The organism is Streptomyces sp. NPDC002742 (assembly GCF_042888885.1).
GTDB lineage: Bacteria > Actinomycetota > Actinomycetes > Streptomycetales > Streptomycetaceae > Streptomyces.
This window is the reverse complement of record NZ_JBIAQF010000006.1, coordinates 290,028-312,669: the sequence shown is the minus strand read 5'-3', so window position 1 is coordinate 312,669 and position 22,642 is coordinate 290,028. Positions and strand designations below refer to the sequence as shown.

General features: G+C 70.2%; 20 protein-coding genes and 1 tRNA gene. 13 read left to right on the top strand and 8 right to left on the bottom strand.

Annotated features, from left to right (window positions below; all coding sequences use genetic code 11):
* Positions 1-7: 7 nt before the first annotated feature.
* Genes ACFYW8_RS13080 through ACFYW8_RS13070 form a run of 3 tightly spaced genes read right to left on the bottom strand, consistent with a single transcriptional unit; the run spans position 8 to position 3,080 of the window.
* Positions 8-757 carry a TrmH family RNA methyltransferase gene (locus tag ACFYW8_RS13080; RefSeq protein WP_365869300.1) on the bottom strand — a complete coding sequence of 250 codons (750 nt, stop codon included), beginning with the start codon at positions 755-757 and terminating at the stop codon, positions 8-10.
* Positions 754-1,986: an HTTM domain-containing protein gene (locus ACFYW8_RS13075; RefSeq protein WP_389072024.1), complete on the bottom strand. Its 1,233-nt coding sequence runs from the start codon at positions 1,984-1,986 to the stop codon at positions 754-756. Before ACFYW8_RS13075 ends, ACFYW8_RS13080 begins: the two co-directional genes overlap by 4 nt.
* Positions 1,987-1,991: 5 nt before the next feature.
* Entirely contained in the window at positions 1,992-3,080 is a 1,089-nt protein-coding gene (locus ACFYW8_RS13070) for a DUF5819 family protein (RefSeq protein WP_389072020.1), read from the bottom strand.
* 263 nt (positions 3,081-3,343) lie between these two features.
* Between ACFYW8_RS13070 and paaA the strand changes: the two genes are divergently transcribed.
* The 6 genes from paaA (at position 3,344) to ACFYW8_RS13040 (ending at position 8,286) form a co-directional block, all read left to right on the top strand.
* Complete coding sequence (gene paaA, locus ACFYW8_RS13065) at positions 3,344-4,384, top strand: 1,2-phenylacetyl-CoA epoxidase subunit PaaA (RefSeq protein WP_365869303.1); 1,041 nt, start codon at positions 3,344-3,346, stop codon at positions 4,382-4,384.
* Positions 4,381-4,668: a 1,2-phenylacetyl-CoA epoxidase subunit PaaB gene (paaB, locus tag ACFYW8_RS13060; RefSeq protein WP_365869304.1), complete on the top strand. Its 288-nt coding sequence runs from the start codon at positions 4,381-4,383 to the stop codon at positions 4,666-4,668. The genes paaA and paaB overlap by 4 nt, the downstream gene beginning before the upstream one ends.
* Positions 4,665-5,384: a 1,2-phenylacetyl-CoA epoxidase subunit PaaC gene (paaC, locus tag ACFYW8_RS13055; protein ID WP_365869305.1), complete on the top strand. Its 720-nt coding sequence runs from the start codon at positions 4,665-4,667 to the stop codon at positions 5,382-5,384. The genes paaB and paaC overlap by 4 nt, the downstream gene beginning before the upstream one ends.
* A complete protein-coding gene (gene paaD / locus ACFYW8_RS13050) occupies positions 5,378-5,911 on the top strand; it encodes a 1,2-phenylacetyl-CoA epoxidase subunit PaaD (protein WP_389072010.1) in 534 nt (177 codons plus the stop codon). Before paaC ends, paaD begins: the two co-directional genes overlap by 7 nt.
* The gene (paaE, locus tag ACFYW8_RS13045) at positions 5,911-6,975 is read left to right on the top strand and encodes a 1,2-phenylacetyl-CoA epoxidase subunit PaaE (protein ID WP_389072007.1); all 1,065 of its coding nucleotides are present in this window, start codon (positions 5,911-5,913) and stop codon (positions 6,973-6,975) included. Before paaD ends, paaE begins: the two co-directional genes overlap by 1 nt.
* 177 nt (positions 6,976-7,152) lie before the next feature.
* Positions 7,153-8,286, top strand: coding sequence for an acyl-CoA dehydrogenase family protein (locus tag ACFYW8_RS13040; protein WP_389072002.1), 1,134 nt, complete (start codon positions 7,153-7,155; stop codon positions 8,284-8,286).
* 35 nt (positions 8,287-8,321) lie between these two features.
* Here the strand turns inward: ACFYW8_RS13040 and ACFYW8_RS13035 are convergent, their stop codons facing one another.
* The 4 genes from ACFYW8_RS13035 to ACFYW8_RS13020 form a co-directional block, all read right to left on the bottom strand.
* Positions 8,322-8,669 carry a rhodanese-like domain-containing protein gene (locus tag ACFYW8_RS13035; protein WP_365869309.1) on the bottom strand — a complete coding sequence of 116 codons (348 nt, stop codon included), beginning with the start codon at positions 8,667-8,669 and terminating at the stop codon, positions 8,322-8,324.
* A gap of 48 nt (positions 8,670-8,717) precedes the next feature.
* Positions 8,718-9,734 carry a hypothetical protein gene (locus ACFYW8_RS13030; protein WP_389072543.1) on the bottom strand — a complete coding sequence of 339 codons (1,017 nt, stop codon included), beginning with the start codon at positions 9,732-9,734 and terminating at the stop codon, positions 8,718-8,720.
* A gap of 442 nt (positions 9,735-10,176) precedes the next feature.
* Positions 10,177-11,736 carry a DUF2252 domain-containing protein gene (locus ACFYW8_RS13025; protein WP_389071997.1) on the bottom strand — a complete coding sequence of 520 codons (1,560 nt, stop codon included), beginning with the start codon at positions 11,734-11,736 and terminating at the stop codon, positions 10,177-10,179.
* 257 nt (positions 11,737-11,993) lie between these two features.
* Positions 11,994-12,377 carry a winged helix-turn-helix transcriptional regulator gene (locus ACFYW8_RS13020; protein ID WP_389071993.1) on the bottom strand — a complete coding sequence of 128 codons (384 nt, stop codon included), beginning with the start codon at positions 12,375-12,377 and terminating at the stop codon, positions 11,994-11,996.
* Positions 12,378-12,638: 261 nt separating this feature from the next.
* On the opposite strand from ACFYW8_RS13020, the gene ACFYW8_RS13015 reads away from it, so the two are divergent.
* Positions 12,639-13,292 (top strand): FMN-dependent NADH-azoreductase, encoded by a 654-nt coding sequence (locus tag ACFYW8_RS13015; protein ID WP_389071989.1) that lies wholly within the window; start codon positions 12,639-12,641, stop codon positions 13,290-13,292.
* A gap of 352 nt (positions 13,293-13,644) precedes the next feature.
* On the opposite strand, the gene ACFYW8_RS13010 is transcribed toward ACFYW8_RS13015, so the two are convergent.
* Positions 13,645-13,730: transfer RNA gene (locus tag ACFYW8_RS13010), tRNA-Leu, on the bottom strand.
* Between the two features lie 578 nt (positions 13,731-14,308).
* Here ACFYW8_RS13010 and ACFYW8_RS13005 point away from each other — a divergent pair.
* The 6 genes from ACFYW8_RS13005 (at position 14,309) to pknB (ending at position 22,457) form a co-directional block, all read left to right on the top strand.
* The gene (locus tag ACFYW8_RS13005; RefSeq protein WP_365869314.1) at positions 14,309-15,151 is read left to right on the top strand and encodes a DUF3662 and FHA domain-containing protein; all 843 of its coding nucleotides are present in this window, start codon (positions 14,309-14,311) and stop codon (positions 15,149-15,151) included.
* A 10-nt stretch (positions 15,152-15,161) separates the two neighbouring features.
* Positions 15,162-15,680, top strand: a complete 519-nt coding sequence (locus ACFYW8_RS13000; protein WP_365869315.1) for an FHA domain-containing protein — start codon at positions 15,162-15,164, stop codon at positions 15,678-15,680.
* A 120-nt stretch (positions 15,681-15,800) separates the two neighbouring features.
* Complete coding sequence (locus tag ACFYW8_RS12995; RefSeq protein WP_389071984.1) at positions 15,801-17,339, top strand: Stp1/IreP family PP2C-type Ser/Thr phosphatase; 1,539 nt, start codon at positions 15,801-15,803, stop codon at positions 17,337-17,339.
* 26 nt (positions 17,340-17,365) lie between these two features.
* Entirely contained in the window at positions 17,366-18,814 is a 1,449-nt protein-coding gene (locus ACFYW8_RS12990; RefSeq protein WP_389071980.1) for an FtsW/RodA/SpoVE family cell cycle protein, read from the top strand.
* Positions 18,811-20,292, top strand: coding sequence for a peptidoglycan D,D-transpeptidase FtsI family protein (locus tag ACFYW8_RS12985; RefSeq protein WP_389071977.1), 1,482 nt, complete (start codon positions 18,811-18,813; stop codon positions 20,290-20,292). The genes ACFYW8_RS12990 and ACFYW8_RS12985 overlap by 4 nt, the downstream gene beginning before the upstream one ends.
* 170 nt (positions 20,293-20,462) lie before the next feature.
* Complete coding sequence (pknB, locus tag ACFYW8_RS12980; protein ID WP_389071973.1) at positions 20,463-22,457, top strand: Stk1 family PASTA domain-containing Ser/Thr kinase; 1,995 nt, start codon at positions 20,463-20,465, stop codon at positions 22,455-22,457.
* Positions 22,458-22,642 lie beyond the last annotated feature (185 nt).

Below are 22,642 nucleotides of genomic sequence, written 5' to 3'. Positions count from 1 at the left end.
GTGAGCCCTACGCGGGTGTGCCCCCGGTGGCGCTCCAGTGGAACAGCGTCATGGCCACACTGGTCGCGAGGTTGTAGCTGGAGACCTGGGGGCGCATCGGCAGGGACACCAAGTGGTCGGCACGCGCGCGTAGTTCGGCGGACAGACCACTGCGTTCCGAGCCGAAGGCGAGCAGGGCGTCGTCGGGAAGCTTCGAACCGCGGATGTCCTCGCCCTCCGGGTCGAGCGCGAACACCGGGCCCGGCGGCAGTTCGTCCACCGCAAGACGCTCCACGGCGGTCGCGAAGTGCAGGCCGGCCCCACCGCGTACGACCGTGGGGTGCCAGGGGTCGAGCGTGCCCGTCGTGACCACTCCGGTCGCGCCGAACCCCGCGGCGAGCCGGATCACGGCGCCCGCGTTCCCCAGGTTGCGCGGATTGTCGAGGACGACGACGGGCGTGGCGCGGGGCGTGCGGGCCAGCGTCTCAAGGTTGGCGGCGCGGGAGGGACGGACGGCGAGAGCGGCCACCGAGGTGGGGTGCGGTCGCGGCACGAGGGCCGTGTACGCCGCCTCCGGAACCTCGGTCAGGAGCTCGTCGAGAACGGCGCGTACGTCGGGGGCGAGTTCGTCGGCCAGTTCGAGGGCCGCCCGCCGGTCGGTCGTGACGGCGACCGGGACGCGCGCCCCGAAGCGCACCGCGTGCTTGAGGGCGTGGAAGCCGTCGAGCAGGACGGAGTCGTCGGCGAGCTGGCGCCAGGCACGTACCGGGTCGTTCATGCGGTGAAGCCTACGTGCGTGTGCCCGGCCTCCTCCGGAACGCCCGGCTCGGGCTCCCGGGGCCCCGGGACCGTACGGCCGCGGCCCGGAAACAGCCGGTCACGCGCGCGTGCCACCCGTCCGCCCAGGCGCCGCAGGAAAGACGTCGGCAGGAACACGGTGTCCGCGGCGATCATCGCGAGCGAGAAGAACGGCAGCCCGAGGACCACGGCGATCACGACGTGCTCGGTCATCATCGCCACCAGGAGGACGTTCTTGACCCGCCGGTTGAACAGGGTGAAGGGGAAGGCGACCTGCACGGCGACCGTCCCGTACGTCACCAGCATCACGATCGTGCCGTGGGCGGACAGCAGGTCGGACAGGGCCGGCCACGGCGAGAAGGACTCCAGGTGGAGCGGGTAGTAGACGGCGGTGCCGTCCTGCCAGCGCGAGCCCTGGATCTTGTACCAGCCGGCGGTCGCGTAGATCAGGCAGGCCTCGGCCATGATGATCATCAAGGCCGCGTTGTGCACGAGGTCGGCGACGACGTCCAGCAGGACGCGCGGCTGCGCGGTACGGGCGACGCGACCGGCGGTCCACCACAGGGCCTGCACCGCCCACAGCCCCCACAGGACCGTGAGCCAGCCGCCCAGGACGCCTCCGTCGATCCGTCCCGCGCACGTCGCCACCGCCAGCACGACCCCGAGCCCCGCCCACAGCGCGGGGCCCGTTCGGTCGGGTCCGGTCCGCTCGCCACGCGCGTGTGCCTCGCGGGCGAGGCCGTCCCGCCGCGCGTCGAGGGACCACACCCGGCCGCAGCGGGTGAACACGAGATAGATCGCCATCAGGTGCAGGACGTTGTCCCCGCCGTCCCCGACGAAGACACTTCGGTTCTGCAGGGACAGCACGCCGATCATGAAGAGCACCGACACGGCGCGGGTCCGCCAGCCCACCAGCAGCAGGGCGCTCGAGAGGACGGCGAGGGCGTAGACGATCTCGAACCACACCTGGCCGTCGGACCACATCAGGACCGTGAAGGCGTGGTTGCTCGCGACGAGCCGCTGGGCGAGGTCCCAGCTCCACGGCGCGTCGGGCCCGTACATCTCCTGACGGTGCGGGTACTCGCGCAAAAGGAACAGCAGCCAGGTAGTGGCGAGACCGATCCGGAGCACGGCGCTCTGGTACGGGCCGAGGGCGGACTCGGTGACCCGGGCGATGCCGCGCGCGATCGTCGGAGCGAGTCGGTTCATCGGGTTCATCTGGCGCTCGCCTCCGTCAGCCCGTCCGCGCGGTCGCTCTCGGGAACGGCCCACCAGGGCAGCTCACGGACGACGGGGCGGCCGGACACCTTCTCGTCGCTCCACGCGGGAGGCGGCACGTCGGTGGTGAGGGAGCGGAACTGGACGCGTTCGATGACGCCGCCCTCGCCGCCCGCGTGCTCGCGGTCCAGACGCAACACGCCGATGCGTCGCAGATAGCGCTCAGAGAGGTCGCCGCGCGGGCCCGCGGGGCGGTTCTCGCCGTCGTGCGTAACGGCGTAGAAGTCCCAGGCACGGCGCAGTTCGTTCTGCTCGGTGTGGCTCGGCAGCGGATTCCCGTCGATGGCGGCTCCGTCGAGCGCGGACAGGTCGTACCAGCCGGTCTCACGGCTGGTGCCGTCCGCGGTGCGGACCAGGGCGCGGACCTGGACCGCGATGTCCTGCTGCAACGGGTTCGGGGCGAAGAGCTTCCAGTTCTGCTCGAACTCGGGGTAGATCCATTCGTCGATCGCCTGGCCGTGCTGCTTGGTCACCGTGTTCGAGGGCGCGACGTGCAGGAACACCATGCCGAGGTGCACGAGCGAGACAACGGCCACGACGGCCAGGGCGAGAGCGGCGGCGATCTGGTAGGGGAGGGACAGAGCCGCCAGGCCGACGGAGGCCTCGGCCCCCGTCCACGGCACCGCCCCGGACTCCGTCTCCCCGATCTCCACGGGAGCGGCCGGCAGGGGCTCGCTCCACTCGGGCTCGGACCCCTCGAGCTCCGCGGGAACGACCGCCGGGGGCTCGGTCCCCAAGCCGACAGGAGAGAGCGTCTCGGGCTCGGTCCCGACGGGGTCCGGCTTCTCCGGCTCCGGCTCAGCGGGAACGGCCGTCTCACGCCCGGTCCGCTGCGACGCCGGGGGAACAAGCGTCCCGGTCGCCGGATCCCCGGTCGCCGGATCATAGGCGGCGGAGCCGTCGGGGGACGTACCGCCGGTGGTCCCGTCGGGCGCGGCGCCACCGGAGGCGACACCGCCCGGCGCGGCCCCCTCGGGCGCGCCCGGAACCGGCTCCGGCCCAGAGCCCTCGTCGTTCGCGTCCATCCCGCCCCGATTCACGATCCCGAATCCGACTGTCGGCCGCCGGACTGCGGGCACCGTACCGCCACGCCGCACCTCACCACGACGTTCGCAAGCGAACCGTACTCAGACCCGACCGTCCGGCACAGCCCCATGCGGCACAACGGCCACCCCCGGCGCGCACGAGGTTGTCCACAGCGGTTGACACCATACGGCGCTCGACCGACCATTGATGCGAGCGGACCGAACGATCGGTCGGTCGGGAGTGAGAGGTCGAGGGGGACCGCATGGCGACAGCATCAGCGCACCGCACGGCCCGCACGCAGGCGGACGAAGCCGCCGACGAAGCGGCGCGCACAGCGGCATACGAGGCCGTCTTCGACGCCGCGGTGGCGGCCGACGAACGCATCGAGCCCCGTGACTGGATGCCCGACGCCTACCGTTCCACCCTGGTCCGCCAGATCGCGCAGCACGCCCACTCCGAGATCATCGGCATGCAGCCCGAGGCCAACTGGATCACGCGCGCGCCCTCGCTGCGCCGCAAGGCGATCCTGATGGCGAAGGTCCAGGACGAGGCCGGACACGGCCTGTATCTGTACAGCGCGGCCGAGACCCTCGGCGTCGGCCGCGACGAACTGCTGGACAAGCTGCACTCCGGCCGCCAGAAGTACTCGTCGATCTTCAACTACCCGACGCTGACCTGGGCGGACGTCGGCGCCATCGGCTGGCTCGTGGACGGCGCCGCGATCACCAACCAGGTCCCCCTGTGCCGCTGCTCGTACGGTCCCTACGCGCGCGCGATGGTCCGCGTGTGCAAGGAGGAGTCCTTCCACCAGCGCCAGGGGTACGAGCTGCTGCTGGCCCTGAGCCAGGGCACCCCCGAGCAGCACGCGATGGCGCAGGACGCGGTCGACCGCTGGTGGTGGCCCTCCCTCATGATGTTCGGCCCGCCCGACGACGAGTCCTCGCACTCCGCCCAGTCGATGGCGTGGAAGATCAAACGCCATTCGAACGACGAGCTGCGCCAGCGCTTCGTCGACATAGCCGTGCCCCAGGCCGAGTCCCTCGGCCTGACCCTGCCCGACCCCGACCTGGTGTGGAACGAGGAGCGGGGGCACCACGACTTCGGCACGATCGACTGGACGGAGTTCTGGGAGGTCCTCAAGGGCAACGGCCCGTGCAACGAACAGCGGATCACCCAGCGTCGGCGCGCCCACGAAGAGGGCGCGTGGGTACGGGAGGCGGCCGCCGCCTACGCGGACAAGCACACGAGCGGAACCGGCGGCTCCGCGAGCACGACCGGTGAGACAGGAGCGACCCGAGCATGACGAACACCGACTGGCCGCTGTGGGAGGTCTTCGTGCGCTCGCGCCGCGGACTCTCGCACACCCACGCCGGCAGCCTGCACGCGCCGGACGCCGAGCTGGCCCTGCGCAACGCCCGCGATCTGTACACGCGCCGCGGTGAGGGCGTCTCGATCTGGGTCGTCCCGTCCGCAGCCGTCACGGCCTCCTCGCCCGACGAGAAGGACTCGTTCTTCGATCCGTCGGCGGACAAGCCGTACCGCCACCCGACGTTCTACGAGATCCCGGAAGGGGTGAAGCACCTGTGACTCTCACCGTGAACACCGCGGCGGCCCTGGCCCTCGGCGACGACGCCCTGGTGCTCTCGCACCGCCTGGGGGAGTGGGCGGGCCACGCGCCCGTCCTCGAAGAGGAAGTCGCCCTGGCCAACATCGCGCTGGACCTGCTCGGCCAGGCCCGCGTGCTGCTGTCACTGGCCGGCGACGAGGACGAACTGGCGTATCTCCGCGAGGAGCGCGCCTTCCGCAACCTCCAGCTCGTCGAGCAGCCGAACGGCGACTTCGCGCACACGATCGCGCGCCAGCTCTACTTCTCCACCTACCAGCGGCTTCTCTACACTCAACTGGCTTCCGGGGAGAGCGAGTTCGCTCCCCTCGCCGCGAAGGCCGTCAAAGAGGTCGCCTACCACCAGGACCACGCCGAGCAGTGGACGCTGCGCCTGGGCGACGGCACGGACGCCAGCCATGAACGGATGAGCCGGGCGTGCGAGGCACTGTGGCGCTTCACCGGCGAGATGTTCCAGCCGGTCGAGGGCGTCGACATCGACTGGGAAGGGATGCAGGCGGCCTGGCTGGAGTCCGTGGGAGCCACCCTGCGCCGCGCCACCCTGCCGGTACCCGAGGGACCGCGGTCCGGGGCATGGGCGGCGGGCGCCGGACGCCAGGGGCTGCACACCGAGTCCTTCGGACGGATGCTGGCCGAGATGCAGCACCTGCACCGCAGCCACCCGGGGGCGTCATGGTGACGACGACCGCCCTCGAGGAGGAGCTGCGCAGACTGGCCGGCTCCGTGCTCGACCCCGAGCTGCCCGTTCTCACCCTGGACGACCTCGGCGTGCTGCGCGCCGTGCATGTCCGCGGCGCGGACTCCGTCGAGGTCGAGCTGACCCCGACCTACACGGGCTGTCCGGCCGTCGAGGCCATGTCCATGGACATCGAGCGGGTCCTGCACGAGCACGGCATACGCGATGTGTCCGTACGTACGGTGCTCAGTCCCGCCTGGTCGACGGACGACATCTCGGACGAAGGCCGCCGCAAACTGCGGGAGTTCGGGATAGCGCCGCCACGCGGCGGGCGTCCCACGGGCCCGGTGACCGTCGGCCTGGGGACGACCCGGACGGTCACCGCGGAACCCGAACCGGAGCCCGTCCGCTGCCCGGCCTGCGGATCGGCCGACACCGAGTTGCTCAGCCGCTTCTCGTCCACCGCGTGCAAGGCGCTGCGCCGCTGCCTGTCCTGCCGCGAACCGTTCGACCACTTCAAGGAGTTGTGATGGCCCGCTTCCACCCGCTCACGGTGGCCGCGGTCGACCGGATCACCGACGACTCCGTGGCCCTGACCTTCGCGGTGCCCGCGGAACTGCGCGAGGACTACCGGCACGCCGCCGGCCAGCATCTGGCACTGCGCCGCACGGTCGACGGCACGGAGATACGCCGCACGTACTCCATCTGCTCGACGGCGCCCGCGCCCGACGGCGAAGGGCCGCGCACCCTGCGGGTCGGCGTGCGCCTGGTCGACGGCGGCGCGTTCTCGACGTACGCGCTCAAGGAGATCGCCCTCGGCGACGAGGTGGAGGTGATGGTCCCGGCGGGCCGCTTCACCCTGGAGCCCTCGGCCGGCCTGTACGCGGCGGTGGTGGGCGGCAGCGGGATCACCCCGGTGCTCTCGATCGTCTCGACGCTGCTGGCGCGCGAGCCGGACGCCCGGTTCTGCCTGATACGCAGCGACCGTACGTCGGCCTCGACGATGTTCCTGGAGGAGGTCGCCGACCTCAAGGACCGCTATCCGCAGCGGTTCCAGCTGGTGACGGTCCTCTCCCGGGAGGAGCAGCAGGCCGGGCTCCCGTCCGGGCGGCTCGACCAGGAGCGGCTGACCGGACTGCTCCCCGCGCTGCTGCCCGTGGACCGGGTGGCGGGATGGTTCCTGTGCGGGCCGATGGGACTCGTACAGGGGGCCGAGCGCGCGCTGCGCGCGCTCGGGGTGTCCCGGACGCGCGTCCACGAGGAGATCTTCCACGTGGACGCCGGTAGCACGACCGCTTCCGCCCTGCCGGCTCCCGCGCACAGCACGGTGACCGCACGGCTCGACGGACGCGGGGGCACCTGGCCCGTGCAGGACGGTGAGTCGCTGCTGGACGCCGTGTTGCGCAACCGTCCGGACGCGCCCTACGCCTGCAAGGGCGGCGTGTGCGGCACCTGCCGGGCGTTCCTCGTCTCCGGCGAGGTGCGGATGGACCGCAACTTCGCGCTGGAGCCGGAGGAGACGGAGGCCGGGTACGTACTGGCCTGCCAGTCCCATCCGGCCACGGAACAGGTGGAGCTGGACTTCGACCGCTGACCCCGCGGACCGTGGGATCACAGGACTCCGGGCGGGATCACAAGACCCTGGGCCCGCCAGGAGGGTGACCGATCGCCGGCCGTTCCCTTCTCATAGAACCTGTTCTATCTTGACGCACCGTCAGATCGGGTGCCCTGCCTGATCGTTGGTCCGGCGCGTGTGCGGGAGGACGGGATCGTGGACTTCACCTTCAGCGAGGAGCAGCAGGCGGCGGTCGAGGCGGCCAAGGCGGTGTTCGCCGGGGTCTCCCCGGACGCGGTGCCCAGTCCCGCGCTCACCGCGGGCGCCGTCGCCGAGGACTTCGACCGGGCCCTGTGGGCGAGACTCGCGGACGCGGACCTGCTGAGCCTGCTGCTCGACGAGGAGTCCGGCGGGGCGGGCCTCGACGCGGTCGCGCTGTGTCTCGTACTGCGGGAGTCGGCGAAGGTGCTGGCGCGGGTGCCGTTGCTGGAGAACAGCGCGGCTACGGCGGCCCTACAGCGCTACGGCCACCAGGAGTTGAGGACGGAGCTGCCGGCTCGGGCCGGCCGGGGCGAACTCGTGCTGACCGTCGCCGCCAACGGCAGGACGGGTCACGACCCGGCCGAACTCGCCGTGACCGCGCGGCAGGACGGTACGGGGTGGGTGCTGGACGGTGTGCAGACGGCAGTGCCCTGGGCCTTCAACGCCGACTTCGTCGTAGTGCCCGCACACACGGACGCCGACCGGACCGTCCTCGCCCTGGTTCCCCGCCAACACGAAGGGGCCGTACTCGCCGAGCAGATCTCCACGACCGGTGAGCGGCTCGGTGAACTGCGGCTGGAGTCGGCCCGGATCTCCTCCCGGCATGTCGTCGACGCGGAGGGTGCGTGGGAGTGGCTGCGCGACCTGCTGGCCACCGGCACCTGCGCGCTGGCACTCGGGCTCGGGGAGGAAGTACTCCGGATGACGAGCGCGTACACGAGCAAGCGGGAGCAGTTCGGGTTCCCGGTCGCCACGTTCCAGGCGGTCGCCGTGCAGGCCGCCGACCGCTACATCGACCTGCGCGCCATGGAGGCGACGCTCTGGCAGGCGGCATGGCGGATCGGCACGGGAGCCGGGGGCGCTCTCCCGGCCTGCGGTGACGTCGCCGTCGCCAAGATCTGGGCGTCCGAGGGGGTACGCCGCGTCGTGCAGACCGCCCAGCATCTGCACGGAGGGTTCGGCGCCGACACCGAGTACGCGCTGCACCGGTACCACGCCTGGGCCAAGCACCTGGAACTGTCACTCGGCCCGGCGGCGGCACACGAAGAGGCCCTGGGCGATCTGCTTGCGGCGCACCCCTTGGGGTGAGGGGCCCGCCCCCCTGAGACAGGAGCGTCCGGCGGCTACAGGACGAAGCCCGGTTCGCCCTTGTCGTTCACGACCGGGCGGCCCGCGGCCTCCCAGGTCTGCATGCCGCCGTCGACGTTCGCGGCGTCGATCCCCTGCTGGACCAGGTACATCGTGACCTGGGCCGAACGGCCACCGGATCGGCAGATCACGTTGACCCGGCCGTCCTGCGGGGCCGCCTCGGTCAGCTCGCCGTACCGGGCGACGAAGTCGCTCATGGGGATGTGCAGCGCCCCCTGGGCGTGACCTGCCTCCCACTCGTCGTCCTCCCGGACGTCCAGCAGGAAGTCGTCGACCTTGAGATTGTCGACCCCGACCGTGGGCACACCAGCTCCGAAACTCATGCCTCCGACGCTACCCGACCCCGACCCCGACCACGCCGACGGCCAAGCTCAGGGAGCCTGGGCGATCAGCTCCGCCAGCTCGTTCTCGCGCTCGCCGACCTGCGTCAGCAGCTGCTCGGCGATCTCCTCCAGAAGACGGTCCGGGTCTTCCGGGGCCATCTTGAGCATGGCGCCGATGGCGCTCTCCTCCAGCTCGCGGGCGGCGAAGGTGAGCATCTCCTTGCGCTGGGAGAGCCATTCGAGGCGGGCGTAGAGCTCCTCGCTGCGGCTCGGCTTCCACTCCTCGGGCGCGGGTCCGGCGGCCCACTCCTGGGCCAGCTCCCGCAGCAACGCCTCGTCGCCCCTGGCGTACGCGGTGTTCACGCGGGCGATGAACTCGTCACGCCGCTTGCGCTCGTCCTCGTCCTGCGCCAGGTCGGGGTGGGCCTTGCGGACCAGCTCGCGGAAGAGCTTGCGGGCCTCCTCGCTGGGACGCACCCGCTGCGGGGGCCGCACGGGCTGGTCCGTGAGCATCGCCACGGCCTCGGGGAACAGACCGTCCGAATCCATCCAGCCGTGGAACAGCTCCTCGACACCGGGCATGGGCATGACCCGCGCCCGTGCCTCGTGCGCCTTGAATATGTCCTCCGGGTCGCCGGTGCGCGCGGCACGCGCCTCGGCGATATCGGCCTCCAGTTCATCGAGACGGGAGTACATCGGACCGAGCTTCTGGTGATGCAGCCGGGAGAAGTTGTCGACCTCGACGCGGAAGGTCTCCACGGCGATCTCGAACTCGATCAGCGCCTGCTCGGCCGCTCGCACGGCCCGCTCGAGTCGCGCCTCAGGCCGGGCGTCCTCACCCTCAACCGGGCTCCGCCCCTCATCGGCCCGGCTCTCGCTCCGCCCCTCGGACTGCCCCTCGGGCTGGGCCTCGGGCTGCCCCTGGCCCTGCTCCGCAGCCTCGGACTCGGGCCGGGCTCCGCTCGGGCCCTCGCCGTCGGCCTCACCGCGCGCCTCGGGGTGGGCCTCGCTCCCGGAGGCATCCTGGGCGCCGGAGGGGGCGTCCGCGCCCTCCGCGCCCGTGATTCCGCCGTTGTCGCCGGGGGAGGCTTGGGACGTCTTGCCCTCCGGGGCACCGGTCTGTTCCCGGCCCCCCTCAAAGGTGGGCTCGGACTGGCTCTGATCGGCTTCCGGGGTCGTCACCCGACCAGCGTAGGCCACACTCCCCCGCGGCTCACTGCCTTCCCCGCCTCTACAGCCACCTGACCGGCCACAACGACCCCAATGACCCCAACCACCCCGATCATCCCGACCCCCGGAACCGGCGCCGCCACCTCAACCGACACCGACACCGACACCAACATCGACATCGACACGGCACGGCACCGGGCCCCGGGACCGGGTTCCGGCACCGGGACCGGGTTCCGGCACCGGTGGACAGCCCCGTCTGAACGCGCGGCCCGTCTGAACGCGCGACCTGTCTGAACGCGCGGGCCCGTCCGAAGGCGCGGCCCGGACACTCCCCCGGTCACACCCCCGCTTCAGACGCGATCCGACCGCTTCGGACCGCCGCCACCAGGGCCGCGTGGTCCGCCTCCGTGCGGTCCGCATAGGCGACGGCGAAGGAGGCGATGGCCTCGTCCAGCTCCTCGTTCTTGCCGCAGTACCCGGCTATGAGGCGCGGGTCGGCACTGTGACTGTGGGCACGGGCCAGCAGGGCACCGGTCATACGGCCGTAGTCGTCGATGTGGTCGGCGGCCAGGGCGGCGGGGTCGACGCTGCCCTTGCGGTTGCGGAACTGGCGTACCTGGTAGGGGAGACCGTCGACCGAGGTCCAGCCGAGAAGGATGTCGCTGACGACCTGCATGCGCTTCTGGCCGAGGACGACACGGCGACCCTCGTGGGCCACCTCGGGCATCGGGTGACCGGCGGTCGCGAGGTGCGGGAGCAACACCGAGGCGCGGGCCTCCTTTACCTGGAGGACGAGGGCTTCGCCGCGATGGTCGAGGAGCAGCACGACGTACGAGCGGGTGCCGACGCTGCCGGTGCCGACCACCCGGAAGGCGACGTCGTGCACCGCGTAGCGGGCGAGCAGGGGGAGTCGGTCTTCGGAGAGCGTCGTCAGATAGTGGTCCAGGGACGCCGCGACCGCGACCACCTCCTCGTCCGGAACGCGGCGCAGCACGGGCGCCGCGTCCACGAACCGGCGGCCACCGCCCTCCACGGCCTCGGTCGACTTGGCGGCGAACCTGCCGCTCGTGTTGGCCCGCGCCTTCTCGGAGACCCGCTCCAGAGTGCCGAGCAGGTCATGGGAGTCGGTGTGCGAGACGAGTTCCTCGTCGGCGATGGCGTTCCACGCGTCCAGCACCGGCAGCTTGGCCAGCAGACGCATGGTGCGGCGGTACGCGCCCACGGTGTCGCGCGCGGCGGCCCGGCAGGTGCCCTCGTCCGCTCCTGCCTCCCGGCCCGCGAGCACGAGTGAGGTGGCGAGCCGCTTGAGGTCCCACTCCCAGGGGCCGTACACCGTCTCGTCGAAGTCGTTCAGATCGATGACCAGGCCGCCGCGCGCGTCCCCGTACAGGCCGAAGTTCGCCGCGTGCGCGTCACCGCAGATCTGGGCATTGATGCCGGTCATCGGGGTGCGCGCCAGGTCGTAGGCCATGAGGCCCGCGGAACCGCGCAGGAAGGCGAAGGGGGTGGCGGCCATTCTGCCGACCCGTATGGGGGTGAGCTCGCAGAGCCGGCCCCGGTTGGACTCCTCGACCGCGGTCACGGCGTCCGGCCGGTCGGCGTCGACCAGAAGCTCGGCGTGTGCCGCCCGCGGCACACGCCCGCGCAGGGCCTTCCCCTCCTCCTTGGGCGAGCCCTTCACCGGCCAGGCGGCGAACCCGGGAACAGCGAACCCCCGGGCCCCGAACACTCCGGCCGCGGACCCGTCCCCGGACGAAGGCCGTCCCTCGGACTCCGGACCGGACCCGGGCCGCCGGTCACCGCCGTCCCGCCGCTCCGGACCGGCCTGCTCGACCAGCCCGCCCTGCGCCGCCGGCGCCGTCTGCCGCTCCGTACCCGCTGTACCGACCTCGGCCATCACGACCGCCTCCCCCGCACACGAACATCAACTCGTGCTGACCGTACAGCCGGTCGGGAAAACGCGTCAGACCCTGTGGACAACTCCACCGGCACACGGGCGGGAAGCCGCGAACACCCCCGCGCACACGGCCCGACCGGCGACGCTGATGCGGCAACCCCGTGCACGGTTCAAGGGACCCGTGGGCGGCTCGAGGGAGAGTCGGGTCACTCCCCGGGCCTCGGCGCGGCAACACCTGCACGACCCGAGCGAGTTGGTCACACCCCGGGCTGCTGCCCCATCCGCCCCGGACAGGGCCCGTTCTCCGGCAGATACCTCTCCGCCCAGGATCCCAGTTCCTTGAGAGCCGGTTCCAGGGCCGCGCCCGCCTCCGTCAGACGGTACGAAACCCGCAGCGGGGGACCCTCGTTGACCTCGCGCACGACCAGACCGGCCGCCCCGAGTTCGGTGAGCCGGTCCGAAAGCATCCGCTCGCTGATCCCGGGGATCGCTCTGCGCAGATCGGCGAAGTGGACGGGGTGCTGCATCAGAACCGCGACGACCAGACCCGTCCAGCGCTTTCCGAGCAGCGTGAAGACACGTGTCATGACGTCGTCGACCTTCTGACACGGCCCCGCGTCGTGGCTTCCCGGTGCTGCCATGAGCCCAGGGTACTGCGTCTCCACAAGTGGATGAAAAAAAGTAAGTACCTGTGTTATCTCTAGTTAGGAACGAAAGGGAAGCCCTCTGCGGTGACTCGACCCGTTCGACAGCCCCGCCCCAGACCTCCCGGACCTCCCGGACCCCCGACCTCGGTCCCGAGCCCGGCCCCAAGCCCGGTCCCGAGCCAAGGCCCGGGTCCGATCCCGGATCCGGTCCGGAACCGACCTCTCCCTATGCATCCCGTTTGTCTGGAGACCTCCATGGCCACTCTTCTCCACATCGACTCCTCCGTCTTCCCCGGCGGCGCCTCCACCTCGCGTGCCGTGACGGACGCCTTCCGCACAGCCTGGGAGGAGCAGCACCCCGACGGCACGGTCGTCTACCGTGACCTCGCCGCGGACCCCGTGCCGCACATCACGGCCGACGCCCACACCGCCGGTTTCGCCGCCCCGGACACGCACACCGCGGAGCAGGCCGAGGCCTTCGCCGCACGCCTGAAGCTCATCGAGGAGCTGGAGAACGCGGACGCGATCCTGATCGGCGCCCCCATGTACAACTTCTCCATCCCGTCGACCCTCAAGGCATGGCTGGACAACGTGGTCCTCATCGGACGCACCGCCATGACCGAGGACTCGAAGGCCAAGGGCACCCCGGTCACCGTCGTCGCCAGCCGCGGCGGCTCGTACGCGCCGGGCACTCCGCGCGAGGGCTTCGAGTACGTGCAGAACTACCTGGAGGCCGTGCTGCGCGACGGGCTCGCCCTCGACGTGGACTTCATCGTCCCGGAGCTCACCATGGCCCCGCACAACCCGGCGATGGCCGAGCTGGTCCCGCTCTTCGAGGCGTCCCTGAGCAAGGCTCTCGACGACGCGGCCGCTCAGGCCAAGAAGGTCGCGGAGCGCCTCGCCGCGTAACCACGGCACCCGACGACCGCCGCCGATCCACCCACCGGAGACCGCGCGGCGGCACGGAGCCCCGCAGGGCTCGCCACCTCACCCTGCGGGGCCCTTCATCGACTCCGAATCGCAGAGCCCGCTCCACCGAGACCGCCCAACCGGGTCCGCGAACACCGATTCACCAGCCGCCGCCCGGACAGTCCCCACCACCGGCACGTGAGAGCATCGTCACACTTCACGGCACCTCGGAGCCGTCCGTGTCGCGCGCCGACCCCGTAGCGGGACCTCGCGCGAGAACTCGGGAACGGCACCGCAAGCGTCCCGGACAACGCGAAAGCCCCTCAGGTCGAAGACCTGAGGGGCTTTCAGCTGGTGCGCGAGGGGGGAGTTGAACCCCCACGCCCTTGCGGGCACTGGAACCTGAATCCAGCGCGTCTGCCATTCCGCCACTCGCGCATTGAGTGTGTCGTCCGTCTCCCACCGAGTGGTGCGAGCGCCTGCCGACATCCAGAAGATTAGCACGCTGTCAGAGGTGGGATCACATCCCTTTTCCCCGCCCCTCACACCCGGCATTCCCCTCCCCCGCGCACGACATCCGCAGGCCCGGTGCCCTTGCCCCGCCCGGCCGCCGACCCGGGCGGCTCCGGGTCCCCCGCCGGCCGTCTCCCTCACCCGCACCCCGGCGTGCGTCACACGTTTCAGACAGAACCGGTTCACGTATCAACCTCGTACCGGTCCAGCCCATCTCCCCAGGAGTCGGACGGGCCGCACAGTCAGGTGCGGGACACTGGTCGTGGGGCGCCTCTACGATCCATGGCAGGAGCAGTGCCGGGAAGAGTTCGAAGAGGGGCCTCTCAGGGAACTCCGGGAGGGGACTTCGGAAGGCGTCGACAACCTGTCGACCGGGCCGACAGGGGGAACCAGCCGATTTCCCGACGCGTGGATACGATCAGTAAGCAGTACCAGCAAGGCCAGCAGGATCAGGAAGACGACAGCAAGCTGTACCAGGACGGCAACGAAGGAGGAGGTGCCCCATGGGAGTCCTGAAGAAGTTCGAGCAACGTCTCGAAGGGCTGGTCAACGGCACCTTCGCCAAGGTGTTCAAGTCCGAGGTCCAGCCCGTGGAGATCGCCGGAGCGCTCCAGCGCGAGTGCGACAACAACGCCACGATCTGGAACCGCGACCGGACCGTCGTCCCCAACGACTTCATCGTCGAGCTGAGCACACCGGACTTCGACCGGCTCAGCCCCTACTCCGGCCAGCTCGGCGACGAGCTCGCGGGTATGGTCCGCGACTACGCCAAGCAGCAGCGTTACACGTTCATGGGCCCCATCAAGGTCCACCTGGAGAAAGCGGACGACCTCGACACCGGTCTGTACCGGGTACGCAGCCGTACGCTCGCCTCCTCCGCCAATCAGCAGGCTCCCGAGCGCGCCCCCGCGGGCCCCGCCCCGGCGGCTCCCCGCGGAGCCCAGGGTGGCTACGGCTACCCGCCGGCGGCCACTCCCCCCATGCCGTCCGCACCGCCGCCCGGCGGCCGTCCGGGCGCGGCACCCATCGGTGCCCGCCCCCCGGCCGGCCCGGCGGCGGGCGGCCGAATGCGGCACTGGGTCGAGATCAATGGCGCACGCCATCAGATCTCCCGCCCGACGCTGGTGCTGGGCCGCAGCACCGAAGCCGACGTGCGGATCGACGACCCCGGCGTATCGCGCCGGCACTGTGAGATCCGGACCGGAACGCCCTCGACGATCCAGGATCTAGGGTCCACCAACGGCATCGTGGTGGACGGGCAGCACACAACCCGCGCTACGCTCCGCGACGGCTCGCGGATCGTCGTGGGCAGCACCACCATCATTTACCGGCAAGCCGAAGGGTGAAGCGGGGGCAATGTCAGAGCTGACCCTCACGGTCATGCGGCTGGGTTTCCTGGCCGTACTGTGGCTGTTCGTGATCGTGGCCGTGCAGGTCATCCGCAGCGACCTGTTCGGAACGCGCGTCACACAGCGCGGCTCCCGCAGGGAGGCCGCAAGGCCTCAGCAGGCCGCGCGGCCTGCCGCGCCTCCACAGCAGCGCCAGCAGCAGCCGCCCAGCGGCGGCCGCCAGCGCCGCGGCGCACCGTCCAAACTGGTCGTGTCGGAGGGCACCCTCACGGGCACGACCGTCGCGCTCCAGGGGCAGACCATCTCCCTGGGCCGCGCACATGACAGCACCATCGTGCTGGACGACGACTACGCGTCGAGCCGGCATGCCAGGATCTACCCGGACCGGGACGGCCAGTGGATCGTCGAGGACCTCGGCTCCACCAACGGCACGTATCTCGACCGGAACCGGCTGACGACTCCGACGCCCATTCCGCTGGGCGCGCCGATCCGCATCGGCAAGACCGTCATCGAGCTGCGGAAGTAGTACGACAATGAGCGAGCGGAGCGAGCACGCAGCGGCGGTCCACACGACGGACCCCGGCGCGCTCCCGACCGGAGGGTGGGCACCGTGCGGATGTACCCGGAGCCGACGGGCGAGGTGCGCATGAGTCTGTCACTGCGCTTCGCCGCCGGATCGCACAAAGGCATGATCCGCGAGGGCAACGAGGACTCGGGCTACGCCGGTCCTCGCCTGCTCGCGATCGCCGACGGAATGGGCGGCCAGGCCGCCGGTGAGGTCGCCAGCTCCGAGGTGATCTCCACCATCGTCGCGCTCGACGACGACGTACCCGGATCCGACATCCTCACCTCCCTCGGCACCGCCGTGCAGCGCGCCAACGACCAGCTCCGGCTGATGGTCGAGGAGGACCCGCAGCTGGAGGGCATGGGCACCACGCTCACCGCTCTGCTGTGGACCGGCCAGCGCCTCGGCCTCGTCCACGTCGGCGACTCCCGCGCCTACCTGCTGCGGGACGGCGTTCTGACGCAGATCACACAGGACCACACCTGGGTGCAGCGCCTCGTCGACGAGGGACGTATCACCGAGGAGGAAGCCACCACCCACCCGCAGCGCTCCCTGCTGATGCGCGCGCTGGGCAGTGGCGACCACGTCGAGCCCGACCTCTCCATCCGCGAGGTCCGAGCTGGCGACCGCTACCTGATCTGCTCCGACGGCCTCAGCGGCGTGGTCTCCCATCAGACGATGGAAGACACCCTCGCCAGCTACCAGGGCCCGCAGGAGACCGTTCAGGAACTCATCCAGCTCGCGCTGCGCGGAGGCGGCCCGGACAACATCACCGTCATCGTGGCCGACGTCCTCGACATCGACTCCGGGGACACCCTCGCCGCGCAGCTCTCCGACACCCCCGTCGTCGTCGGCGCGGTCGCCGAGAACCAGCTCCAGCTGCACGACAACGGAGCCATGCAGACCCCCGCAGGCCGCGCCTCCAGCCTCGGCCGGCCCGTTCCCGGCCAGGGCGGCGGCGAGTTCGGCCCGCCCGGCAGCGGCGACACCACCGGTTACGTGTCCACGGGCAGCTTCGGCGACTACTCGGACGAGGACTTCGTCAAGCCACGCACCGGACGCAAGTGGCTGAAGCGATCCTTCTACATCGTCCTGAGCCTCGCCGTCATCGGCGGCGGCCTGTACGGCGGCTACCGCTGGACGCAGACGCAGTACTACGTCGGCACCCAGGACGACCACATCGCCCTGTACCGCGGCATCAGCCAGGACCTGGCCTGGGTCTCGCTCTCGAAGGTGGAGAAAGACCACCCCGAGATCGAACTCAAGTACCTGCCGCCGTATCAGCAGAAGCAGGTCAAGGCGACCATCGCCGAAGGCGGCCTCACCAACGCGAAGTCGAAGATCGACGAGCTCGCCGTGCAGGCCTCCGCCTGCCGCAAGGACGCCCAGCGCCGCGCCGCCGAGAGCCAGAACAACACGAAAACCCCCACGGGCAAGGCCGGTGGGACCACGGGAACCACAAAGACCTCCCTGACGTCCAAGGCCACGTCCACCCCGAGCCCGACCCCGTCGAGCCCGACACCTTCGTCCTCCCAGTCCACGACCGCACCCACTCCCACACCAGGCCCCAGCCTCTCCGACGAGGAGCAGAAGCTGGTCTCGCTGTGCGGTAAGCAGTAAGAAGCCGTGAGGGGCCCTGTCACACGATGAGCAGTAGTACGAACACGCCGACGCACCACACGTCCACGATCGGATCGATCGGCGCACCCAGCCGACGCAACACCGAACTGGCGTTGCTGGTGTTCGCCGTTGTCATCCCGGTGTTCGCCTACGCCAACGTGGGCCTCGCCATCGACGACAAGGTGCCGACCGGCCTGCTGAGTTACGGCCTGGGCCTCGGCCTGCTGGCCGGCGTCGCCCACCTCGCGGTGCGCAAGTTCGCCCCCTACGCGGACCCGCTGCTGCTGCCGCTGGCCACGCTCCTCAACGGGCTCGGCCTGGTGATCATCTGGCGGCTCGACCAGTCCAAGCTGCTCCAGTCGATCAAGCAGGCGGGCAACGCGGCACCGCGCCAGCTGATGTACACCGCGCTGGCCATCGCCCTGTTCATCGTCGTGCTGTTCTTCCTGAAGGACCACCGCGTCCTGCAGCGCTACACCTACATCTCCATGGTCGGCGCCCTGGTCCTGCTGCTGCTCCCGCTGGTACCGGGCCTCGGCGCCGACCTCACCTACGGCGCCAAGATCTGGATCTCGGTCGCCGGATTCTCCATCCAGCCCGGTGAGTTCGCGAAGATCGTGCTAGCGGTCTTCTTCGCCGGCTACCTGATGGTCAAGCGCGACGCGCTGGCCCTGGCCAGCCGTCGCTTCATGGGCCTGTACCTGCCGCGCGGCCGCGACCTCGGCCCGATCCTCGTGGTCTGGTTCATCTCGATCCTCATCCTGGTGTTCGAGACCGACCTCGGTACGTCGCTGCTGTTCTTCGGAATGTTCATCATCATGCTGTACGTCGCCACGGAGCGGACCAGCTGGATCGTCTTCGGTCTGCTGATGTCCGCGGCGGGCGCCGTCGGCGTGGCCAGCTTCGAACCGCACGTCAAGACGCGTGTGCAGGCCTGGCTCGACCCGATGCACGAGTACCTGCTCAGCCAGGCCGGGGTCCATGACGGCACCGTCCACTCGGAGCAGGCCATGCAGGCGCTGTGGGCGTTCGGCTCCGGCGGCACCCTCGGCACCGGCCTCGGCCAGGGCCACTCCGAGCTCATCCGCTTCGCCGCCAACTCCGACTTCATCCTCGCCACCTTCGGCGAGGAGCTGGGTCTGGCCGGCATCATGGCGATCCTGTTGATCTACGGCCTGATCGTGGAGCGCGGCATCCGCACCGCCCTCGCCGCCCGCGACCCGTTCGGCAAACTGCTCGCCGTCGGGCTGTCCGGCGCCTTCGGACTCCAGGTCTTCGTCGTCGCCGGCGGCGTCATGGGCCTGATCCCGCTGACCGGTATGACCATGCCGTTCCTCGCCTCCGGCGGTTCCTCCGTCATCGCCAACTGGGCCCTGATCGCCATCCTGATCCGCATCAGCGACACCGCCCGGCGCCCGGCACCCGCACCCGCCCCCAGCCCCGACGCCGAGATGACCCAGGTGGTCCGCCCGTGAACAAGCCCCTGCGCCGGATCGCGATCTTCTGCGGGCTCCTCATCCTCGCCCTGCTGCTGCGCGACAACTACGTCCAGTACGTCCAGGCGGACGGCCTGCGGACCGACTCGCACAACCGCCGCGTCGCCATCGAGCGGTACGCCTCCCCGCGCGGCGACATCGTCGTCGACGGCAACCCGATCACCGGGGCCACCAAGACGAAGAAGAACGGCATCAACGACTTCGTCTGGAAGCGCACCTACAAGGACGGCGCCATGTGGGCCCCGGTCACCGGGTACGCCTCGCAGGCCTTCGACGCCTCCCAGCTGGAGAAACTGGACGACGGCGTCCTCACCGGCAACGACGACCGGCTCTTCTTCCGCAACACCCTCGACATGATCACGGGCAAGCCGAAGCAGGGCGGCAACGTCGTCACCACCCTCAACGCCGCCGCGCAGAAAGCCGCCTACAAGGGCCTGCTGAGCCGGGGCAAGGGCGCCGTCGCCGCGATCAACCCGCAGACCGGCGCGATCCTGGCGCTGGCCTCGACCCCGTCGTACGACCCCTCCGCCTTCGCCGGGAACACCAACACCGACGCGAAGGCCTGGAACAAGCTCCAGAAGAAGAACAACCCCGACGACCCGATGCTCAACCGGGCGCTGCGCGAGACCTACCCGCCCGGCTCCACCTTCAAGGTGGTCACCGCGGCGGCGGCCCTGGAGAACGGCCTGTACACGACAGCGGACCAGCACACCGACACCCCGCTGCCGTACATCCTGAAGGGCACCCGGACCGAGCTGAAGAACGAGGGGAACATCCCCTGCAAGGACGCGACCATGCGAATCGCGCTCCGCTTCTCGTGCAACACCGTCTTCGGCAAGATCGGCACCGACCTCGGCAAGGACAAGATGCTGGCGGAGGCCGAGAAGTTCGGCTTCGGCTCCGAACAGCTCACCCCGGTGCGCTCCAACGCCTCCGTCTTCCCCAAGTCGATGGACCCGGCGCAGACCGCGCTCAGCTCCATCGGCCAGTTCGAGACCGCCGCGACCCCGCTCCAGATGGCCATGGTGGCCTCCGCCGTCGCCAACAACGGCACACTCATGAAGCCCTACATGGTGGACAAGCTGCAGGCGCCCAGCCTGGACGTCATCTCGCAGACCGAGCCGGAGAAGCTGAGCCAGCCGCTCTCGGAGTCCAACGCCCAGATCCTTCAGTCCATGATGGAGACGGTCGTCAAGGAGGGCACGGGCACCAAGGCGCAGATCTCCGGCGTCACCATCGGCGGCAAGACCGGTACCGCCCAGCACGGTGTCGCCAACAGCGAGAAGCCGTACGCGTGGTTCATCTCCTACGCCAAGCTCCCCGACGGCAGCTCCCCGGTCGCCGTGGCCGTGGTCGTCGAGGACGGCAGCGCCAACCGCGGCGACATCACCGGTGGCGGTCTGGCCGCCCCCATCGCGAGGGACGTGATGAAGGCAGTCATCGACAGCAAGAAGTGACCCCGATCACGTCCCCATCACATCGGTGCACGTTGCGATACCGGTCCTGTCACGGGTGACGCTCTAGGCCAGGTCACACAAGGCGATCCGGGTACCGTATGCCCGGACAGCACACCGCCGGACCACACAAAGGTGCGGTCGGGACCGACGGAGAGGGCTGGTAGGTAGCTATGGAAGAGCCGCGTCGCCTCGGCGGCCGGTACGAGCTGGGCCACGTGCTCGGCCGTGGTGGCATGGCGGAGGTCTACCTCGCGCATGACACCCGGCTCGGCCGTACCGTGGCGGTGAAGACGCTGCGGGCCGACCTCGCACGTGACCCGTCGTTCCAGGCCCGGTTCCGCCGGGAGGCCCAGTCGGCCGCCTCGCTCAACCATCCCGCGATCGTCGCCGTATACGACACGGGTGAGGACTACATCGACAACACCTCCATCCCGTACATCGTGATGGAGTACGTCGACGGGTCCACGCTGCGCGAGTTGCTGCACTCGGGCCGCAGACTGCTCCCCGAGCGGTCCATGGAGATGACCATCGGCATCCTCCAGGCCCTGGAGTACTCGCACCGCGCCGGCATCGTCCACCGCGACATCAAGCCCGCCAACGTCATGCTGACGCGCAACGGCCAGGTCAAGGTCATGGACTTCGGCATCGCCCGCGCCATGGGCGACGCCGGTATGACGATGACGCAGACGGCCGCGGTCATCGGCACGGCCCAGTACCTCTCGCCGGAGCAGGCCAAGGGCGAGCAGGTCGACGCCCGCTCGGACCTCTACTCCACCGGCTGCCTGCTGTACGAGCTGCTCACGGTGCGCCCGCCCTTCGTGGGCGACTCCCCGGTGGCCGTCGCGTACCAGCACGTCCGCGAGGAGCCCCAGCCCCCGTCGGTCTTCGACCCCGAGATCACGCCCGAGATGGACTCGATCGTGCTGAGGGCCCTCGTCAAGGACCCGGACTACCGGTACCAGTCCGCCGACGAGATGCGCGCCGACATCGAGGCCTGCCTCGACGGCCAGCCCGTCGCCGCCAGCGCCGCCATGGGCTCGGTCGGCTACGGCTACGGCGACGACCAGCCGACGACGGCCCTGCGCTCCTCGGACGCCCAGGCCACGTCGATGCTGCCGCCGATGAACCCGGACGACGGCGGCTACGGCTACGACGACCGCCCGGACCGCCGCCGTCAGAAGAAGAGCGGCAACAACAACACCTCGACGATCCTCCTGGTCGTCGCGGGCGTTCTGGTGCTGATCGGCGCGATCCTGATCGGGAAGTACGCGTTCTCGGGCAAGGGAACGGGCAACGACTCGTTCGATGTGCCCAACTTCGTGAGCCAGACGCTGCCGGACGCCCAGAAAATGGCGGACAACCGCGAACTGAAGCTCTCCCCGACGCGCAAGCCCTGTGACAAGGAACCCAAGGGCAACATCTGCTCGCAGGACCCGGCGGTCGGCTCGACGGTGAAGAAGGGCGACACGATCAGTGTGGTCGTGTCGACCGGAGCGCCGAAGGTGGCGGTGCCGAACGTCACGGGCAAGACCCTGGACGAGGCAAAGCAGATCCTCGGGGACCCCAAGTACGGGTTCACCGTCAAAACGAAGTCCGAGGACTCCACGGAGACCCCGAACCTCGTCCTGGACCAGGACCCGCCGCTCGGCAAAGAGGTGGAGAAGGGGTCGACCATCACCCTGACCATCGCCAAGGAGAAGAAGCGGTCCGTCGTCCCGGACGTATCCGGCAAGGGCTGCGACGAGGCCAAGGCTCAGATGGCCGCCAACAACCTCGCCGGCGTGTGCGTCGACACGGAGACCGACGACCAGAACCTGGTCAACAAGGTCATCCAGACAACCCCGTCGATCGGCGCCCAGGCGGACCCCGGCTCCCAGGTGCAGATCCAGATCGGCAAGGCCAAGCAGCAGTCGACGGTGCCGGGCGTCGGCGGCAAGACGGTGGCCGAGGCGAGGCAGATCCTGCAGCAGGCCGGCTTCAACAACATCCAGTTCGCCCAGGGCAGCGATCAGAGCGACAACGCGAGGGTGATCGGACAGACCCCGAACGGCAACAGCCCCGTCGACAGCCCGGACAACACGACAGTCGTCCTCACGACGATCAACCTGGGCAACAACAACGGCGGCAACAACAACGGCGGTGGCGGCCTCTTCGGCGGCAACTGAGCCCCACCAAGGACCGTACTCGGGCAACCGACGCAAAGGGCCCCGGCACTCTTGAGTGCCGGGGCCCTTTCCGTCGACCTGGTGACGTACGCCCGCGCCGACCTGCCGACCGGCCCAGTGAGCCGCTGGGCTGCTCCGGCGACCTGGTGTGCGAGATTCGACCGTTTCTTCATACTTCCCGATTC

Coding starts and splice junctions, on each gene's coding strand:
- paaB (WP_365869304.1), top strand. CDS start 4,381: ATGACGAACACCGACTGGCCGCTGTGGGAGGTCTTCGTGCGCTCGCGC.
- paaD (WP_389072010.1), top strand. CDS start 5,378: ATGGTGACGACGACCGCCCTCGAGGAGGAGCTGCGCAGACTGGCCGGC.
- ACFYW8_RS12990 (WP_389071980.1), top strand. CDS start 17,366: ATGAGCAGTAGTACGAACACGCCGACGCACCACACGTCCACGATCGGA.
- ACFYW8_RS13015 (WP_389071989.1), top strand. CDS start 12,639: ATGGCCACTCTTCTCCACATCGACTCCTCCGTCTTCCCCGGCGGCGCC.
- paaE (WP_389072007.1), top strand. CDS start 5,911: ATGGCCCGCTTCCACCCGCTCACGGTGGCCGCGGTCGACCGGATCACC.
- ACFYW8_RS13005 (WP_365869314.1), top strand. CDS start 14,309: ATGGGAGTCCTGAAGAAGTTCGAGCAACGTCTCGAAGGGCTGGTCAAC.
- ACFYW8_RS13070 (WP_389072020.1), bottom strand. CDS start 3,080: ATGGACGCGAACGACGAGGGCTCTGGGCCGGAGCCGGTTCCGGGCGCG.
- paaA (WP_365869303.1), top strand. CDS start 3,344: ATGGCGACAGCATCAGCGCACCGCACGGCCCGCACGCAGGCGGACGAA.
- ACFYW8_RS13035 (WP_365869309.1), bottom strand. CDS start 8,669: ATGAGTTTCGGAGCTGGTGTGCCCACGGTCGGGGTCGACAATCTCAAG.
- ACFYW8_RS13020 (WP_389071993.1), bottom strand. CDS start 12,377: ATGGCAGCACCGGGAAGCCACGACGCGGGGCCGTGTCAGAAGGTCGAC.
- ACFYW8_RS13080 (WP_365869300.1), bottom strand. CDS start 757: ATGAACGACCCGGTACGTGCCTGGCGCCAGCTCGCCGACGACTCCGTC.
- pknB (WP_389071973.1), top strand. CDS start 20,463: ATGGAAGAGCCGCGTCGCCTCGGCGGCCGGTACGAGCTGGGCCACGTG.
- ACFYW8_RS13025 (WP_389071997.1), bottom strand. CDS start 11,736: ATGGCCGAGGTCGGTACAGCGGGTACGGAGCGGCAGACGGCGCCGGCG.
- ACFYW8_RS13000 (WP_365869315.1), top strand. CDS start 15,162: ATGTCAGAGCTGACCCTCACGGTCATGCGGCTGGGTTTCCTGGCCGTA.
- ACFYW8_RS13075 (WP_389072024.1), bottom strand. CDS start 1,986: ATGAACCGACTCGCTCCGACGATCGCGCGCGGCATCGCCCGGGTCACC.
- ACFYW8_RS12995 (WP_389071984.1), top strand. CDS start 15,801: ATGAGTCTGTCACTGCGCTTCGCCGCCGGATCGCACAAAGGCATGATC.